We start from the raw sequence: 16,369 nt of genomic DNA, 5'->3' as shown, positions 1-16,369 counted from the left end.
GGGCATCCTCTCATGCCCACAAGGCGCGCAGGCTCAGGTAAGCCCCCAGCAGCCACAGCCCGGCAAGGAAGATGCGCTTGAAGGTGTCCGGCTGCACCGCGCGCCGCAATTGCTGCCCCAGGCCCATGCCGAGCAGCGCCGGCAGCAGCGCGAGCAGCGAACTGGTGGCGGCCCGCATGTCGAGCGCGCCGCCGTGCTGCAGGCTCGCGGCCAGCGCGATGGTCGAGACCAGGAACGAGATGCCGAGGGCACGCACCAGCTCTTCCTTCGCCAGGCCGAGCGCCTGCAGGTAGGGCACGCAGGGGATCACGAACACGCCGGTGGCCGCGGTGACGAGCCCGGTCGAGACGCCGACCAGCGGCGACAGCCACGGCTCCAGCCGCGCCGGCACGTGCAGCCGCACCGCCAGCAGCCCGAGGCTTGCATAGGCCAGCAGCGACAGCCCCAGGGCCAGGCCGGCCCAGCTTGGTGCGTGGCCGGCGCTCAGCCAGCCGGTGCCGAGCGCGACGCCGGCACACACGCCGGCCAGCAGCGTCGCGAGCCGGCGCAGCAGCGCCGCGAAACCCGGCCCGGCGATCTGCCAGATGTTGGTGACGAACGACGGCACCACCAGCAGCGCCGCGGCCTGCGCCGGCGGCATCACGATGCTGAGCAGTCCCATCGAGATGGTCGGCAGCCCGAGGCCGATCACGCCCTTGACGAAGCCGGCGAGGGTGAAGACGAAGGCGGCGAAGACCAGCAGGAAGAGGAGTTCGTTGGACGGCATGGCAGGTTCCGGTGACGGTGGGATGGATCTTCGTGCCGCGGGCCCGGAAGATGCTTCGGCCTGCATCGAAGCGTCGGACCACGGTGCCGTTTCACAGAGTTGCCACATGCCGTCGCGACACTCCCCGCTTCGCCCACGAGGCGATCACACCTACAGGAGTCAAGATGCGGTTCAATCGAGGGATGGGTTGGGGTGCGGGCGTCATCGTGCTGGGAACCGGCTTGCTGGCCTGTGGCGGCAGCGACGACGACGCGCCCGCGCCGGCCCCGGCCGTCGCGGCCGGCACCACCGCGCAGCTCGCGCTGCTGGAGACCACCGACCTGCACACCAACGTGCGCAGCTACGACTATTTCAAGCTGGCCGCCGACACGACGCTCGGCTTCGAACGCACCTCGACGCTGATCAAGGCGGCGCGCGCCGAGTTCGCCAACACGATGCTGGTCGACAACGGCGACACCATCCAGGGCACGGCGCTGTCCGACTACCAGGCGCTGGTGAAGCCCGCTGCCTGCACCGACACGTTGGCGATCTACAAGGCGATGAACGCGTCCGGCTACGACGTCGGCGGCATCGGCAACCACGAGTTCAACTACGGCCTGCCCTACCTGGCCCAGGTGACCGGCAGCAAGTTCGACGTCGACGGCATGCCGGCCGTCGCGGCGCAGGCCAAGTGCGCCGGCCCGGCCTTCCCGCAGGTGCTGGCCAACGTCTACAGCGTCAAGAGCAAGCAGCCGCTGTTCAACCCGTACACCATCGTCACGAAGACGCTGAAGGCCAAGGCCCCGGACGGCACGGACGTCAGCGTGCCGGTCAAGGTCGGCTTCATCGGCTTCGCGCCGCCCACCATCCTGGCCTGGGACAAGCGCTGGTTGGATGGCAAGGTGTACACCGAGGGCGTGAAGGAAACGGCGGAGAAGTTCGTGCCCGAGATGAAGGCCAAGGGCGCCGAGCTGATCGTCGTGATCTCGCACGGCGGGCTCGACAGCTCGGCCTACTCGCCGACGATGGAGAACGGCAGCTGGCACCTGTCGAACGTGGCCGGCGTCGATGCGATGCTGATCGGCCATTCGCACCAGATCTTCCCGGATGCCAACAGCACCGTGGGCCAGTTCAACCAGACCGGCGTCGACAAGGCCAAGGGCACGGTCAACGGCGTGCCGACCGTGATGGCCAACTTCTGGGGCAAGCACCTGGGCGTGATCGGCCTGAACCTGAAGCACGACGGCAGCAAGTGGACGGTCGACACGACCAAGGCCGCCACCGTGCAGGCGCGTTCGACGCAGAACGCCGACAAGACCTACGTGGCGGTGGACGCGACGGTGGCCCCGCTGGTCGAGGCCGAGCACCAGGCGACGATCACCTACGTGAAGACGCCGGTCGGCACGACCGATTTCCGGATGACGAGCTACTTCGCCGACGTCGGCGAGCCGGGCGCGATCGAGATCGTCAACCAGGCCCAGGCCGACTACGTCGCGAGCTACATCCAGGCCAACCTGCCGCAGTACAAGAACCTGCCGGTGCTGTCGGTCAGTGCACCGTTCAAGTCCGGCTTCGGCGGCGGCAGCGACTTCACCGACGTGGCGTCGGGGCCGCTGGCGATCAACAACGCCGCCGACCTGTACCTGTACCCGAACACCATCTACGCGGTGAAGGTGACCGGTGCGGACGTCAAGAACTGGCTCGAGACCGCGGCCAAGCGCTTCAACACCATCAACCCGGCGCTGGCGACGGCGCAGGAGCTGGTCAGCACCTACCCGGGCTACAACTTCGACATGTTCACGTCGGCCGACATGCAGTACGAGATCGACGTGACGCAGGCCGTCGGCAGCCGCATCAAGAACCTGACGTACAAGGGCGCGGCCATCGACCCGGCGGCCGAGTTCGTCGTCGCGACCAACAACTACCGCGCGAGCGGCGGCGGCAGCTTCCCGGGGCTGGACGGCAGCAAGACGATCTACGCATCGCCGGACGCCAACCGCGACGTGCTGATCGCCTACATCAAGACCGCGAAGAACCTGACGCGCGCCACCAACGGCTCGCACCGCAGCTGGCACTTCACGAAGGTGACGACGGCGGGCCCGGTGACCTTCAAGTCGGCGGCGGGGCAGCTGGCGCTGGCCCAGGCGGCCGGCCTGCCGGGCATCACGCTGCAGCAGGCCGATGACGGCAGCGGCAAGAGCCTGTCGGTCTACGCGATCGACCTGGCCCAGTGATGGCGCGGCTGCTCGAACACACCGTCTGGGCGCTGGTGGCGCTGGCCGCCACGAGCGCGGCGCTGGCGGTGGGCGTCAGCGCCCGCAGCGCCCGCGACGAGGCCGTGACGGTGTCGACCGAGCAGCTGGCGGTGCGTGCCGGCGCGGGGCGCGATCCGCAGGCCTTGCTGCAGCTGCGCTACCGCGCGCAGGGCGGCGCGGCGGATGCGCAGCGGGCCTTCGGGATGGCCTTGCTGGCCGACGGGCCGGCGCGCAGCGGTGAAGCGCAGCACTGGCTGCTGGCGGCGCAGCAGCAGGGCGACGTGCAGGCGGCCTACCAGCTCGGGCGCCTGCGCCTGCAGCCGGGGTCGCAGCACGACGAGGCGGCCGCGGCGCGCGATTTCGAGCAGGCCGCCGCGCAGGGACATGCGGGCGCCGCACTGCAGCGCGCCTTGATCGCGCGGCGCGCAGGGGATGATGGCACGGCCGCGCGGTGGCTGGCGCGGGCGGCGCAAGGCCATGACCCGCAGGCGCTGTTCCTGCTGGCCAATGCGGCCCGCGAAGGCAGCGGCATGCCGCGCGACGAGGCGCGGGCCCTTGCCTTGTATCGCGAGGCCGCGGCTTTGGAGTACCCGCCCGCGCACCAAGCGCTGGCGATGGCCTACGAGCGCGGCGAACTGGGCCTCGCGCGCGATGCCGAGCAGGCCCGCGAGGCGCTGGCCGAAGTCGCCCATTCGCTGAAGCATCCGCCCGTCCAGGAGTAGGCGCCGACCCGTCGGCAATCAAGCCGTCGTTGGCGTCCAGCAGTTCGATCTGGTGCCCGGCGAGCAGCCGTTTGCCCACTTGGCTGCGCGCCAGCGTGTAGATGCGCTGGAGTTTGCCGCCCAGCTCGTGCTCATGTTGGACAAGAGCCGGTCCACGGTGTCCGCGTCAAGGGTTCCTCACCTGCCGGAAGTTCTGGCTGCGTCGCCATGCCGCGCCTCAGTAGGGCGAGTCGGCCAACTTGAGATGGCGGGCTTTTCCGCCGGAGAACCAGCTCAAACGCTCTTGGCTGACGAGGCCCGCCCGGGCGTTCTGGAGATCAGTTTGCTGCTGCTGCCGCTTGAATGCCCAAAGCTCGGAATCTCCCGGTGGGTCGACCCCATCGGACCGCTCTTTCAGGAGCAAGGCAACCTGGTTCACCGTGAGGTTGCATGCCTCCAGGGCTGCGCCGATCCGCGCCCAATGCTCGATCTGCTGCGCAGCCGACCGAGGCATGGGGGAGCCCTCTTCGCGAGCAGCGTTGAAGAGTTCGGCGCCGACACGGATGGAATTGGATGACATGGCGTGCTTGTGGGGGATCGTTGCAGGTTACTACGCAACAGGAGGGTCGAGATCGAGATCAGAGAGTCAGATATGGCCAGGCGTGGCGTAGAGTGCAGGCGATCAACCAGCGCCTTGCGCCACCTTATGAGCACCACCCAAATCACCGCCTGGATCATCCTCGCCGTCCTGGTCTTCTGGGCCGTCGGCGCCTACAACCGGCTGGTGCGGCTGCGCAACGTCATCGGCAACGCGTTCGCGCAGATCGACGTGCAGCTCAAGCGCCGCTACGACCTGATCCCCAACCTGGTCGAGGTCGCACGCAAGTACGTCGCCCACGAGCGCGACACCCTCGAGGCGGTGATCGCCGCGCGCAACCAGGCCAAGGCCGCCGCCGACCTGGCGCGTGCGCGCCCCGGCAGCGCCGGCCCCGTCACCAGCCTGTCGATGGCCGAGGACGTGCTCGGCTCGGCGATGGGCCGGCTGATGGCGCTGGTCGAGGCCTACCCCGAGCTGAAGGCCGACCAGAGCCTGCGCGAGCTGGCCGAGGAACTGACCAGCACCGAGAACAAGGTGGCGTTCTCGCGCCAGCTCTTCAACGACGCGGCCTTCGACTACAACGTCGCCGCGCAGCAGTTCCCGACCCGCCTGCTGGCCGCGCTGTTCGGCTTCCGCGAGGCCGCGATGCTGCAGTCCACCACCAGCGAGGCCGAGCGCGCCCCGGTGCGCGTGCAGCTGTAGTCCGGCGCCGCCGTGCGCTTTCGCGACCAGCAGCAGGAGACGCGGCAGGCCACGCTGCGCCTGCTGGCGCTGTTCGCGCTGCTGCTGCTGGCGCTGGTGCTGGCGGTCAACGCGGCACTGCTCGCGCTGTGGTGGGGCCTCGCCAGCCTGGTGTGGCGCGGCGTCGCGCTGTCCGACCTGCCGCCGCTGTTCTTCGAGACCAACAGCGCCGTCGTGCTGCTGTTCGTGCTCGGCGGCTGCTGGGTCGAGACCGCCCGGCTGCGCAGCGGCGGTGGCGCCCACGTGGCCGAATGGGCCGGCGGGCGCGAGCTGCTCGATCCGCGCGACGTCACCGAACGCCGGCTGCTGAACATCGTCGACGAGATGACGCTCGCCACCGGCCTGCCGCGCCCGCGCGTCTTCCTGCTGGAGCACGAGGACGCGATCAACGCGTTCGCGGCCGGCTGGTCGGCCGGCGAGTCGGTGATCGCGGTGACGCGCGGCGCGCTGCAACGGCTGACGCGCGACGAGCTGCAGGGCCTGGTCGCGCACGAGTTCGGCCACATCCACAACGGCGACCTGCGGCTGCACATGGTGCTGCTGGCGCTGGTGTGGGGGCTGTCGCTGGTGCACGGCTACGGGCGCCGGCTGATGGAGACCGACGAGAACGACCGCCACGCGTTCCCCGGCGTGGTGATCGGCCCGGTCTTCCTCGGCGCCGGCAGCCTGGGCTGGCTCGCCGGCCGGGTGCTGCAGGCGGCGGTATCGCGCCAGCGCGAGCTGCTGGCCGATGCCAGTGCGGTGCAGTTCACGCGCAGCCGCGATGGCCTGGGCGGCACGCTGCGCAAGATCTGGCACCAGGTCGATTCGCGCGAGGCGGCGCTGCACCGCGTGCAGGTGCACCTGCTGGCCGGCCAGCTGCTGCAGGCGCCGGCCGGCTGGCTGGCGACCCACCCGCCGCTGCGCGAGCGCGTGCGCCGCGTCTACGGCCGCGGCATGCTGCCGCTCGAGGCCCCGACGCTGCCGGCGGTCGAATCCGACGAGCCGGTGCGGTCACCGCCGGTCACCGCCATGGTGGCGCCCATCGCCTATGCTGTGCCCATGTCTGCCACGTCCGAAACCCCTGCCACGCTGCCGCAGCCGCGGCCGCTATCCGACGACGATGAGCGCGAGGCCATCGACCGCCTCGGGCGTGTCCACGGGCCCGGCGAGCTGCGTGCCGTGCTGCTGGCGCTGATCGCCACCCCCGGCAGCCAGCGCGAACGCCGCGCCTGGCGCGACGAGACCCGCGGCCTGAGCACCGCCGACGCGCTGCGCGACGAGGTCAAGAAGCTGAGCCGGGCGGCCCGGCTGCCGTGGATCGAGCTGCTGCTGGCGCGCATCGCCCGCGCGCCCCTGCATGACCGGCAGGACGTGGTCGAGGCGGCGCGCCGCGTGATGGCCGCCGACGGCCAGGTGCGCCCGATCGACCGGCTGCACTGGCTCGCGCTGCGGCACCGCCTGGGCGAGGCGCGCCCGCCGAGCCCGAACGCCAGCGCCAGCAACGACCTGGCCGACCTGCCCGAATCGGCGCTGATGCAGGTGGCGCGCTTCACCGCCTTCCTGTCGCGCCTGGTGCCCGACGGCGAGCTGGAAACCGGCACCGCCTGGTACCAGGCGGTGATGAAGCGCTGGGTGCGCGGCGCGATCGTGCCGGCGCCCGAGCTGCCGGATGCCGACGAGGTGGCGCAGGCCCTGGGCGTGGTGCAGGGGCTGCCGTGGATGCTGCGGCCGGTGCTGGTGCGCGCCTGGCTCGAGGCGGCGCTGGCCGCGAGCCCGATGAACCGGCTGTCGGACGGCGCGGCCGATGCGCTGCGCCTGGCCGGGCTGCTGCTCGATTCGCCGCTGCCGCCCGAGCTGGCGCGGCACTACATCGAGCTGCCGGCCGAGTTCAGTTCTGGCACATGACCGACGCGGTGGCGACCAGCTCGTCGAACAGCGCCATCGACACGTCGCCCGACACCGCGTAGGGGTCGAGCACCGCCTTCTCCGAGTACTTGAGCAGCAGCGCCGGGTTCAGCATGTTCATCATCACCTGGCCCATGGCCCAGCCGGCAAAGCGACGCTCGCTGATCTCTTCGTAGCGCAGCAGCGCCACGTCGCGGTGGCGCGGGTCGCTCGCGATGCGGTTGTACAGCAGGTTCACCGGCAGCCGCCCGCCTTCGAGCACCTGCAGGAAGATGCCGCTGGAAAAGCACAGCACGCCGGTCACGCCGACCTGCGGGTTGTGGGCGCGCGACTTCTTCATGATGGCGGCCAGCGTCTCGGCGTCCATCGAGTCGGCGGCACGGCTGGCGTACATCAGGCGCACGAGCATGGGGTGCTCCTTTCAGGTCTTCTTGCTGAGCAGGGACAGGAACTCGCGGCGCAGGCTCGCGTCCTTCAGGAAGGCGCCGCGCATCACGCTGTTGGTCATCATCGACTGGTCGTCCTTCACGCCGCGCCAGTGCATGCAGAAATGGTCGGCCTCCATCACGATGGCCAGGCCGTCGGGCTTGACGCGGCTTTGCAATTCGTTGGCCAGCATCGTGACCGCCTCTTCCTGGATCTGCGGGCGGCTCATGATCCAGTCGCAGATGCGGGCGTACTTCGACAGGCCGATCAGGTTCGAATGCTCGTTCGGCAGGATGCCGATCCAGACCCGGCCCATGATCGGGCACAGGTGGTGCGAACAGGCGCTTCGCACGGTGACCGGGCCGACGATCATCAGCTCGTTGAGCCGCTCGACGTTGGGGAACTCGGTGACCGCCGGCATCGGCACGTAGCGGCCGCGGAACACCTCGGTCAGGAACATCTTCGCGACGCGCCGTGCGGTCTCGTTGGTGTTGTGGTCGCTCTCGGTGTCGATCACCAGCGCCTTCAGCACCTCCTGCATCTTCGCCTCGACCTCGGCGCGCAGCTCATCGACCTCGCCGTCGCGGATGTGGGCCGAGATGTTGTCGTTCGCGTGGTAGCGGCAGTCGGCACCGACCAGGCGGTAGCGGATGCGCTCGGAGGCGGGCAGGGCGGCGAGTTCGGCGTCGCTCGGGGGTGTCGCGGTCGGCATGGCGGCCTTTCTTGTGTGCTGCGAGGTCGTTGGCTCGGGCTCCGATTGTGCCGGCTCCGGCCCGTAGACTGTCGGGCGTGACCCCATCTCCTTCTTCTCTCCCGCTTTCTCAACTGCTCGTCCACGTCGCCACCGCGGTGCAGGCGGTGCGCGACGGCCGCTCGCTCACCGAGGCGCTGGTGCGCTGCCCGGCCGAGGCGCGACCCGGCACCCAGGCCCTCGCGTTCGAGGTGATGCGCCTGCTCGGCATCGCGCAGGCGCTGCGCCAGCAGCTCGCGCCCAAGCCGCCGCCGCCGTTCGTCGACGCGCTGCTGCTGAGCGCGCTGGCACTGATGCAGCCGAGCACYGGCGCCGGTGCCAGCTATGCGCCGCACACGCTGGTGAACCAGGCGGTCGAGGCCGCCAAGCAGCGCGCCCGGGCCAGCGCGCCGTTCGTCAATGCGGTGCTGCGACGCTTCCTGCGCGAAAGCGATGCACAGCTGGCCACCGCACTGGCCGACCCGGTGGCGCGCTTCAACCACCCGCGCTGGTGGATCGAGCGGCTGCAGGCCGACTGGCCCGACCATTGGCAGGCGCTGCTGGCCGCGAACAACGAGCATCCGCCGATGACGCTGCGTGTCAATGCGCGTCGCGGCACGCCGGCGGCGTATGTCGAGCGGCTGGCCGACGCCGGCTTGCAGGGCTGGGTCGCGGGCCCGCATGCCGTGGTGCTGGCGCATGCGCTGCCGGTGCAGAAGCTGCCCGGCTTCGCCGCCGGCGACGTCTCGGTGCAGGACGCCGCGGCGCAACGGGCGGCGCCGCTGCTGCTCGGCCCCGGCCTGCCGCCCGGGGCACGGGTGCTCGACGCCTGCGCCGCGCCGGGCGGCAAGACTGCGCACCTGCTCGAGCTCGGCGACCTGGATGTCGTCGCACTCGACAGCGACCCGGCCCGGCTGGCCCGCGTGCAGGACACGCTCGGGCGGGTCGGCCAGCGCGCGACGCTGGTGGCGGCCGACGCGCGCCAGGTCGCCGCCTGGTGGGATGGCCGTCCGTTCGACGCCATCCTGCTGGATGCCCCCTGCAGCGCCTCGGGCATCGTGCGCCGCCATCCGGACGTGCGCTGGCTGCGCCGGCCGTCCGACATCCCGGCGCTGGCGGCGCTGCAGGCGCAGCTGCTGGACGCGCTGTGGCCGCTGCTCAAGCCGGGCGGGCGGCTGCTCTACTGCACCTGCTCGGTGTTCCAGGCCGAGGGCCAGCAGGCAATCGACGCTTTTTTGCAACGCGAAACCGGTGCGGCCCTGGCTTCCGACCGGCCATCGCCCGGTCACCTGCTGCCACTCGCCGACAATCCACCGGAAGGCCCGGCATCCCACAAGGGTGCGCGGGCCGACGGCTTCTTCTACGCACTGCTGACCAAAACCTAGAACGCACCCGTGCTGCGCTCTCCCGCGTTTTTTCCCTGCTCCCCGTGGCGCCTGGCCGCCTGGGTCATCGCCGCGCTGCTGTTCGCGCTGCATGCGCCGCTGCGGGCCGAACCGCTGGAGCTGGAGAGTTTCGAGCTGGTGCGCGGCGATGACGGGCTGTTGCTGAGCTTTTCGGCGCAGTTCGAGCTGCCGCGGGTGGTGGAAGACGCGCTGTTGAAGGGCGTGCCGATCTACTTCGTCGCCGACGCCGAGGTCTACCGCAGCCGCTGGTACTGGCGCGACAAGCAGGTCGCCGCGGCCACCCGCACCTGGCGCCTGGCCTTCCAGCCGCTGACGCGGAAATACCGCGTCACGTTCGGCGGGCTGCACCAGAGCTACGACAATCTCTTCGATGCGCTCGCTTCGCTGCGTCGCGTCGTCAACTGGCGCCTGGCCGAGCCGGCGCAGATCGAAGAGGATGCTCAACACTATGTCGAGTTCAGCTACCGGCTCGACACCAGCCAGCTCCCCAGGCCGATGCAGATCGGCATCGGCGGCCAGGCCGACTGGACGCTGAAGGTCGAGCGCGCCAAGCGCTTCTGAGGGCGCTTTTGAGGGCTATCGCTACGTTGCTGTCGTGGGTTCACCGCTGACATGACCAAGGCTTCACGCTGGGCATGGATCGTTTCGCTGGTCGCCGTCACCGGGGCCGGCCTGGTGCTGGTGTTCCTGCTCTCCATCGCCACCAACAGCCGCGGGCTGTACGAGCGGCACTACGTCTGGCTGTTCTGGGTCAACCTGGTCGTCGCGGCGCTGCTGATGCTGGTGATCGGCATCGCGTCGGTGCGGCTGCTGCTGCGCGTGCGGCGCGGCAAGTTCGGCAGCCGGCTGCTGCTGCGGCTGGCGGCGATCTTCGCGATGGTGGGCGTGGTGCCGGGCCTGCTGATCTACACCGTGTCCTACCAGTTCGTCTCGCGCAGCATCGAGACCTGGTTCGACGTCAAGGTCGAGGGCGCGCTCGATGCCGGCCTGAACCTCGGGCGCGGCACGCTGGACGCGCAGGTCAACGACCTGGCCACCAAGACGCGCCTGGCCGCCGAGCGCCTGAGCGATGCCGCGCAAGGGGTGCAGCCGCTGCAGCTGGAGCGCCTGCGCGAGCAGCTGTCGGCCCAGGACGTCACGCTGCTCGGGCCGAACGGCCAGGTGCAGCTGACGGCCGGCACCAATGCGGCCGGCACGCTGGCGCCCGACCGGCCGACCCCGGCCCAACTGCGCCAGGCGCGCAGCACGCGCGTCGTGAGCCAGCTCGAGGGGCTGGACGAGGACACCGCGGCCAACTCGGGCACGGCGCGCATCCGGGCGCTGGCCTACATGCCGAGCTCGAACTTCGCGCTCGACGGGCAAGACCGGTTCCTGCTCGTGACGCAGCTGCTGCCGAGCGCGGTGGTCAGCAACGCCCTGGCGGTGCAGGCTGCCTACCGCGAGTACCAGCAGCGCTCGCTGGCGCGCGACGGGCTGCGGCGCATGTACATCGGCACGCTGACGCTGACGCTGATCCTGGCGGTGTTCGGTGCGCTGCTGCTGGCCGTCACGCTGGGCAACCAGCTGGCGCGGCCGCTGCTGGTGCTGGCCGAGGGCGTGCGCCAGGTGGCGCGCGGCGACCTGACGCGCAAGCAGGTGGTGTCGTCGCGCGACGAGCTGAGCGGGCTGACGCGCTCGTTCGCCGACATGACCGAGCAGCTGTCCGATGCGCGCTCGCTGGTGCAGCGCAGCCTGGCGCAGCTGGAGGCGGCGCGCACCAACCTGCAGACCATCCTCGACAACCTGACCGCCGGCGTGATCGTGTTCGACCGCGAGGGCCGCATCGACACCGTCAACCCGGGCGCGACGCGCATCCTGCGCCTGCCGTTGTCGGCCTACCGGGGCCGCACGCTGGCCGAGGTGCCGGGGCTGGAGGCGTTCGGCCAGGCGGTGCTGCAGCGCTTCGAGCTGCACCGCAGCAGCCCCGAGGCCGGCGAGCGCGACCACTGGCAGGACGCGTTCGACCTGCAGACCGCGCCCGAGCGCGACAAGGTGACGCTGCTGGTGCGCGGCGCGTCGATGCCGCACGAGGGCCGGCTGATGGTGTTCGACGACATCAGCGACGTCGTGTCGGCCCAGCGCGCCGAGGCCTGGAGCGAGGTGGCGCGGCGCCTGGCGCACGAGATCAAGAACCCGCTGACGCCGATCCAGCTGTCGGCCGAGCGGCTGCAGCACAAGCTCGAGTCGAAGCTGGAGGGGCTGGACCAGGCGATGCTGGTGCGCTCGGTGGGCACCATCGTCAACCAGGTGCAGGCGATGAAGACGCTGGTCAACGAGTTCCGCGACTATGCGCGGCTGCCGGCCGCACGGCCGCTGCCGCTGGACCTGAACGCACTGGTGGTGGAGGTGCTGGCGCTGTACGCGACCGCGCAGGAGACCGGCCACCTGCATGCCGAGCTGGCGCCCGGCCTGCCGCCCATCATCGGCGACACGACGCAGCTGCGGCAGGTCATCCACAACCTGGTGCAGAACGCGTTCGACGCGGTGGCCGAACGGCCCGACGGCCACGTGCAGGTGAGTACCGAGCTGGCGCGCACCGAGCAGGGCGACGTGCGCGCCGTGCGGCTGCAGGTGGTCGACAATGGGCCTGGGTTCGCCGACAAGGTGCTGAAGCGGGCCTTCGAACCCTACGTCACCACCAAGAGCAAGGGCACGGGCCTGGGACTGGCGGTGGTGAAGAAGATTGCCGACGAACACGGTGCGCGCATCCGGCTGGCCAACCTCAATGCAGCCACCGGGCAGGGAGAAGCAGTGATCGGTGCCCAAGTTTCGCTATCATTTTCAAAATTCGCACCGGTCGGCACCGCTGAAGCGGCCGCGGCCGAGAGCCGGGTGCACTGAGGGTTCATGGCCACCATTCTTGTTGTAGACGACGAACTGGGCATCCGCGCCCTGCTGTCGGAGATCCTGACCGACGAAGGCCACCAGGTCGAACTGGCCGAGAACGCGGCGCAGGCGCGTGCGTGCCGCGAGCGCGTGCGGCCCGACCTGGTGCTGCTCGACATCTGGATGCCCGACGTCGACGGCATCACGCTGTTGAAGGAATGGGGCACGACGGCGTTGCTGACGATGCCGGTGATCATGATGTCGGGCCACGGCACCATCGACACCGCGGTCGAGGCGACCAAGGTGGGCGCCGCGGCCTTCCTCGAGAAGCCGATCACGCTGCAGAAGCTGCTGCGCGCGGTGGAACAGGCGCTGGTCAAGCCGGCCAGCCGCGCGGCGGCGTCCCCGCCACCTCCGCCGCCGCCCTTGCCGCGCATCGAGTACGGCATGGCGATCGAATCGATGCCGCTCGCGCACGCCGTGCCGCTGGAGCCGGTGCCGGCGGGCCCGCAATCGGAGCAGAGCTTCGAGCTCGACCGGCCGCTGCGCGAGGCGCGCGATGCTTTCGAGAAGAGCTACTTCGAGTTCCACCTCGCCAAGGAGAACGGCAGCATGACGCGCGTGGCCGAGAAGACCGGGCTGGAGCGCACGCACCTGTACCGCAAGCTGAAGCAGCTGGGCGTCGACCTGTCGCGCAACAAGCGCAGCGGCGGGATGTGAATTTCAGCTGCTATACTCGCTGGCTCACGGCCAAGTAGCTCAGTTGGTAGAGCAGCGGATTGAAAATCCGCGTGTCGGTGGTTCGATTCCGCCCTTGGCCACCAAGTCTTCGCAAGCCCCGAACAGTTCGCTGTCCGGGGCTTTTGCTTTTCCGGCTCAGCCCTGCTCTGCGAGCTTGTTCGCTGCATCCAGCAGTCCTTCGAGGATGCTGTCGGCCAGGGACGGGGGGAAGGTCGCCGGTAGCTGTTTTCGCGCGGTGGCCACCACCTGCGGTGTCCGCGCCACCAGCTCATCGACAACGAACTCCACCGGTCGCCCATCCTCGGTGAGCACCCCATGGCGCGCACCCAGCGCCAGCCAATGGCGGCGATGGATGTCTCGCATCTTCCAGTGCGCGTTCTTCGAGCGCACGGCCATGGCCATCTTCGCCTTGAAGGGCGAAATCTTCGACGGCCCCTCGCCCAGCACCGGGTACGCGGACAGCACGTCGTACAGCGGCGTGAGCTGGTAGCGTCCGCCCGGGCGCAGGAACAGGCTGAAGTTCTTCGCATGCCCATCGGTGGCGCACAGCATCCAGAACAGCAGCTGGGCCTGGAAGAGGGTCCTGCGGTCCTGCGCGTGGGCCATCGAGCCCTCCAGCACGTCCATGATGCGGTCCACGCCAGGCCCGCCGTCGGCCTCGTACTTGGCATCCGGGGGCACGCCGGTGGCCTGGCACATGTCTTCCTGCGGCAGCCGGATGACCCGCTGGTCGCCGGCCGGGCTGGTCCACCAGGCGCGGTCGAAGCGCTCGACCACCAAGGCCTTCATCCCGTCGAACTGCATCGGTTGGCACGACGCCACCGGCAGGCCGAACGCCTTCAGGATCAACGAGCAGAGCCACTCGTTCTCGACCGAGTCGCGCATGTCGATCTTCATGCCGCCGATCAGTCCCAGCGGCAGCTTGACGATGTGCGTCGTCGGCGTGGCACCGCGGGGCAGGCACCAGCGTCCGTCCAGGTGGAGCAGCGCTGTCTTCTCCTGTGCGCCGGCGATGCAGATGCGGAAGTCGTCATCGCCGGTGACGAGGCCCAGCGTTCCGGGCATCGTGGTGCCGCGCAGCACCTCGGCAACTTGGGCATCGGTCAGCGGGGTCGCCTGCAAAGGCGACAGGCCTGCCGATGCCTGGTCGATCGGCAGGATCTCCAGCGCGCCCACGCAGTCCCGGCCGATCTGCGCCAGCAGGTCGAAAGCGTCAATGGTGCCGGTCCTGTACCGTCGTGCGATGCGCTCGCGGATGTCCTTGCTGTCCGGCAGCAGGTTCTCGAACCAGGCGCGGACCTTGGCACCGCGGTGCGCCGTGTTGCCGGGGGTGAAGGGCAGCGACAGGGACAGGGGGCGGCCTTGCTCCGAGCGCACCCAACCCGGGTCGTACTGCAGCGTGTCCGGCGCGTTCGGTGCCAGGCTCCAGGTGCCGACAAAGGCTCCATTCATCCAAAGCCCCAGCGAGCGGGCGTGTGATCGGCGTCCCATTGGATCACCAGGCCGGCTTGTGCGGATCGGTGGGTCCCATTGGCGGCGACGGCTTGCTCAGCACGAGCTCGACGCCCAGGATGCCGAGCAGCTTCAGCAGCCGTGCAGCCCCCACCTTCTCGGCGTTGCGCTCCAGCGCGGAATAGGTCTGCTGGGTCACGCCCAGGCGCAATGCCGTCTCGCTTTGCGTCAGGCCGGCTTCCTTGCGAAACGCCTGAAGCAAGGTGGGCAATTGGTCCGACGTGCGGACGGTGAACTCACTCATACAGGCCTCGCACTGTATTTTTGATAAACAGAGTATGGTCTGTTAATTTAATTTACGCATCATGAGCTGTATTCGCAAGAAACAGCCAATGACTTGTGCTGGATGGCCATATCCCCCTCCGTTTCCATGTGTCCCGTGACAACCTGCACCGACTTCGCCCCGCCGCAGCTGTATCAGACTGTTTCGGATCCATCGGAAGAACGTATGCTTTCGCCCCAAACGAGGTGAGGGCAATGCCCTGGGGGAAGCGATGGAAGGCAGTGCACAGGTGCGGCTGGTGTTCGCCGGCGAATTGCTGAGCGGGTTCAGCCTGGACGAGGTCAAGCGCGCGTTCGGCCGCGCGTTCCAGCTCGAAGGCGACCGATTGGAGAACGTGTTTGCCGGGGGGCGCACCGTGCTGAAGCGCTCCCTCGGGCACGACGATGCCGACCGTTACGTGCAGAGGCTGCGCAAGATGGGCATGCAGGTGCAGGTCGAGCCGATGGACGGCCTGCCCACCCCCAAGCCGACGGCCGTCCCGGCACCGGCGCCCGCGCCGGTGGCACCGGCCACTCCGGCGCTGTCGCTGCTCGAAGAGCAGGTCACTTGCCCCAACTGCGGCGAGCGCCAGTCGATGCGGACGCTGTGCCGCAACTGCGCCACCGACATCCCGCGGGCGCAGGCCAACAAGCAGGAAGAACTCGACCGCGCCCGGGCCGAACGGCTCGCGGCCCGCAATGGCGGCCGTTTCGCGCCGCCCAAGTCCGACGTCGGCGGCACGGGCTTCGAGCCGACCGACGAGTTGCCGCCGCTGTGGAGCCTGAGTTTCGAGGGGCGCATGGGCCGCCTCGCCTACTTCAATGCCGGCATGCTGAGCATGGTGGGCATCGCGCTGGCCGGCATCGGTGCCGCGATCGTCATGCCGGCCTTCGGCTCGATGGGCGTGCTGGTGCCGTTCGTGCTGATGTTCGTCGTGTTCCTGGTGTGGGCGATGCGCGTCAGCGCGCTGCGCCTGCACGACCTGAACCGCAGCGGCTGGTGGTCGCTCGCGCTGCTGGTGCCGTATGCCGGCAACGTCGGCAGCCTGGTGATGATGTTCTGGTCCGGCACCGAAGGCGACAACGACTACGGGCCGCAGCCGCGCCAGGGCAACGGCGCGGTTGCCATGGCCATGGCCGTGCTGATGGCGCTGGTGCTGGTCGGTTCGATGTTCTCGTACCGTTCGTACACCAAGCGGGTGCGCGCAGCCCAGACGCCTGCCGTCGAGCAGTTCGACCCGGCCGCCGAACAGGCCACCGACCGCATCGCCGGCCCGGCCGCGCTGAAGGCCTTCACCGAAGAGTACCTGGGCCAGGCCAACCACAAGGCCTTCGCGGCCTCCGACAGCGGCGCCTTCGGCTGGCGCTCCGGCCAGTCGTCGCTGCGCGAGGCCGCGACGCAGGCGATGGCCGCCTGCGAGGCCGACCGCAAGGCCTACACCGGTCCGTGCAAGCTGGTGAACGTCAACGGGCAGTGGGTGAAGCTGCGCTGATCCCGCGC

General features: G+C 69.7%; 15 protein-coding genes and 1 tRNA gene. 10 read left to right on the top strand and 6 right to left on the bottom strand.

What is annotated here, in order from left to right; genetic code table 11:
• Window positions 1–10 precede the first annotated feature (10 nt).
• Window positions 11–766 carry a sulfite exporter TauE/SafE family protein gene (locus AC1DYN_RS07255; RefSeq protein WP_477958449.1) on the bottom strand — a complete coding sequence of 252 codons (756 nt, stop codon included), beginning with the start codon at window positions 764–766 and terminating at the stop codon, window positions 11–13.
• 164 nt (window positions 767–930) lie between these two features.
• On the opposite strand from AC1DYN_RS07255, the gene AC1DYN_RS07250 reads away from it, so the two are divergent.
• Together AC1DYN_RS07250 and AC1DYN_RS07245 are read left to right on the top strand one after the other, a co-directional pair.
• A complete protein-coding gene (locus AC1DYN_RS07250; RefSeq protein ID WP_477958448.1) occupies window positions 931–2,979 on the top strand; it encodes a bifunctional 2',3'-cyclic-nucleotide 2'-phosphodiesterase/3'-nucleotidase in 2,049 nt (682 codons plus the stop codon).
• Window positions 2,979–3,722, top strand: a complete 744-nt coding sequence (locus AC1DYN_RS07245) for a tetratricopeptide repeat protein (RefSeq protein ID WP_477958447.1) — start codon at window positions 2,979–2,981, stop codon at window positions 3,720–3,722. Before AC1DYN_RS07250 ends, AC1DYN_RS07245 begins: the two co-directional genes overlap by 1 nt.
• Before the next feature lie 217 nt (window positions 3,723–3,939).
• On the opposite strand, the gene AC1DYN_RS07240 is transcribed toward AC1DYN_RS07245, so the two are convergent.
• Window positions 3,940–4,281 carry a TA system antitoxin ParD family protein gene (locus AC1DYN_RS07240; protein ID WP_477958446.1) on the bottom strand — a complete coding sequence of 114 codons (342 nt, stop codon included), beginning with the start codon at window positions 4,279–4,281 and terminating at the stop codon, window positions 3,940–3,942.
• A gap of 126 nt (window positions 4,282–4,407) precedes the next feature.
• Here AC1DYN_RS07240 and AC1DYN_RS07235 point away from each other — a divergent pair, with 126 nt between their 5' ends.
• Together AC1DYN_RS07235 and AC1DYN_RS07230 are read left to right on the top strand one after the other, a co-directional pair.
• Window positions 4,408–5,001 carry a LemA family protein gene (locus tag AC1DYN_RS07235; protein ID WP_477958445.1) on the top strand — a complete coding sequence of 198 codons (594 nt, stop codon included), beginning with the start codon at window positions 4,408–4,410 and terminating at the stop codon, window positions 4,999–5,001.
• A 12-nt stretch (window positions 5,002–5,013) separates the two neighbouring features.
• Complete coding sequence (locus AC1DYN_RS07230; RefSeq protein WP_477958444.1) at window positions 5,014–6,927, top strand: M48 family metalloprotease; 1,914 nt, start codon at window positions 5,014–5,016, stop codon at window positions 6,925–6,927.
• On the opposite strand, the gene AC1DYN_RS07225 is transcribed toward AC1DYN_RS07230, so the two are convergent.
• Both AC1DYN_RS07225 and folE read right to left on the bottom strand, forming a co-directional pair.
• Complete coding sequence (locus tag AC1DYN_RS07225; RefSeq protein ID WP_477958443.1) at window positions 6,911–7,336, bottom strand: BLUF domain-containing protein; 426 nt, start codon at window positions 7,334–7,336, stop codon at window positions 6,911–6,913. The two genes, AC1DYN_RS07230 and AC1DYN_RS07225, sit on opposite strands and share 17 nt — an antisense overlap.
• Window positions 7,337–7,348: 12 nt before the next feature.
• On the bottom strand, window positions 7,349–8,065 hold the full coding sequence (gene folE / locus AC1DYN_RS07220; RefSeq protein WP_477958442.1) for a GTP cyclohydrolase I: 717 nt from the start codon (window positions 8,063–8,065) through the stop codon (window positions 7,349–7,351).
• Between the two features lie 77 nt (window positions 8,066–8,142).
• Here folE and rsmB point away from each other — a divergent pair, with 77 nt between their 5' ends.
• The 5 genes from rsmB to AC1DYN_RS07195 all read left to right on the top strand — a co-directional run bounded on the left by rsmB (window position 8,143) and on the right by AC1DYN_RS07195 (window position 13,178).
• Window positions 8,143–9,468 carry a 16S rRNA (cytosine(967)-C(5))-methyltransferase RsmB gene (gene rsmB, locus AC1DYN_RS07215; RefSeq protein ID WP_477958441.1) on the top strand — a complete coding sequence of 442 codons (1,326 nt, stop codon included), beginning with the start codon at window positions 8,143–8,145 and terminating at the stop codon, window positions 9,466–9,468.
• Window positions 9,469–9,477: 9 nt separating this feature from the next.
• Entirely contained in the window at window positions 9,478–10,050 is a 573-nt protein-coding gene (locus AC1DYN_RS07210) for a DUF4390 domain-containing protein (RefSeq protein WP_477958440.1), read from the top strand.
• A gap of 51 nt (window positions 10,051–10,101) precedes the next feature.
• Window positions 10,102–12,369, top strand: coding sequence for a sensor histidine kinase (locus AC1DYN_RS07205; protein ID WP_477958439.1), 2,268 nt, complete (start codon window positions 10,102–10,104; stop codon window positions 12,367–12,369).
• Window positions 12,370–12,375: 6 nt separating this feature from the next.
• Window positions 12,376–13,074: a response regulator gene (locus AC1DYN_RS07200; protein WP_477958438.1), complete on the top strand. Its 699-nt coding sequence runs from the start codon at window positions 12,376–12,378 to the stop codon at window positions 13,072–13,074.
• 28 nt (window positions 13,075–13,102) lie between these two features.
• Window positions 13,103–13,178 (top strand) — tRNA-Phe (locus AC1DYN_RS07195).
• Between the two features lie 52 nt (window positions 13,179–13,230).
• On the opposite strand, the gene AC1DYN_RS07190 is transcribed toward AC1DYN_RS07195, so the two are convergent.
• Both AC1DYN_RS07190 and AC1DYN_RS07185 read right to left on the bottom strand, forming a co-directional pair.
• Window positions 13,231–14,586 (bottom strand): type II toxin-antitoxin system HipA family toxin, encoded by a 1,356-nt coding sequence (locus AC1DYN_RS07190; RefSeq protein ID WP_477958437.1) that lies wholly within the window; start codon window positions 14,584–14,586, stop codon window positions 13,231–13,233.
• A gap of 4 nt (window positions 14,587–14,590) precedes the next feature.
• Entirely contained in the window at window positions 14,591–14,851 is a 261-nt protein-coding gene (locus tag AC1DYN_RS07185) for a helix-turn-helix domain-containing protein (protein ID WP_477958436.1), read from the bottom strand.
• A 250-nt stretch (window positions 14,852–15,101) separates the two neighbouring features.
• Between AC1DYN_RS07185 and AC1DYN_RS07180 the strand changes: the two genes are divergently transcribed.
• The gene (locus tag AC1DYN_RS07180) at window positions 15,102–16,361 is read left to right on the top strand and encodes a DUF805 domain-containing protein (protein WP_477958435.1); all 1,260 of its coding nucleotides are present in this window, start codon (window positions 15,102–15,104) and stop codon (window positions 16,359–16,361) included.
• The last annotated feature ends 8 nt before the right edge of the window (window positions 16,362–16,369 follow it).

The organism is Rhizobacter sp. P2_D12 (assembly GCF_056404395.1).
This window is presented reverse-complemented; position numbering and strand designations above follow the sequence as displayed.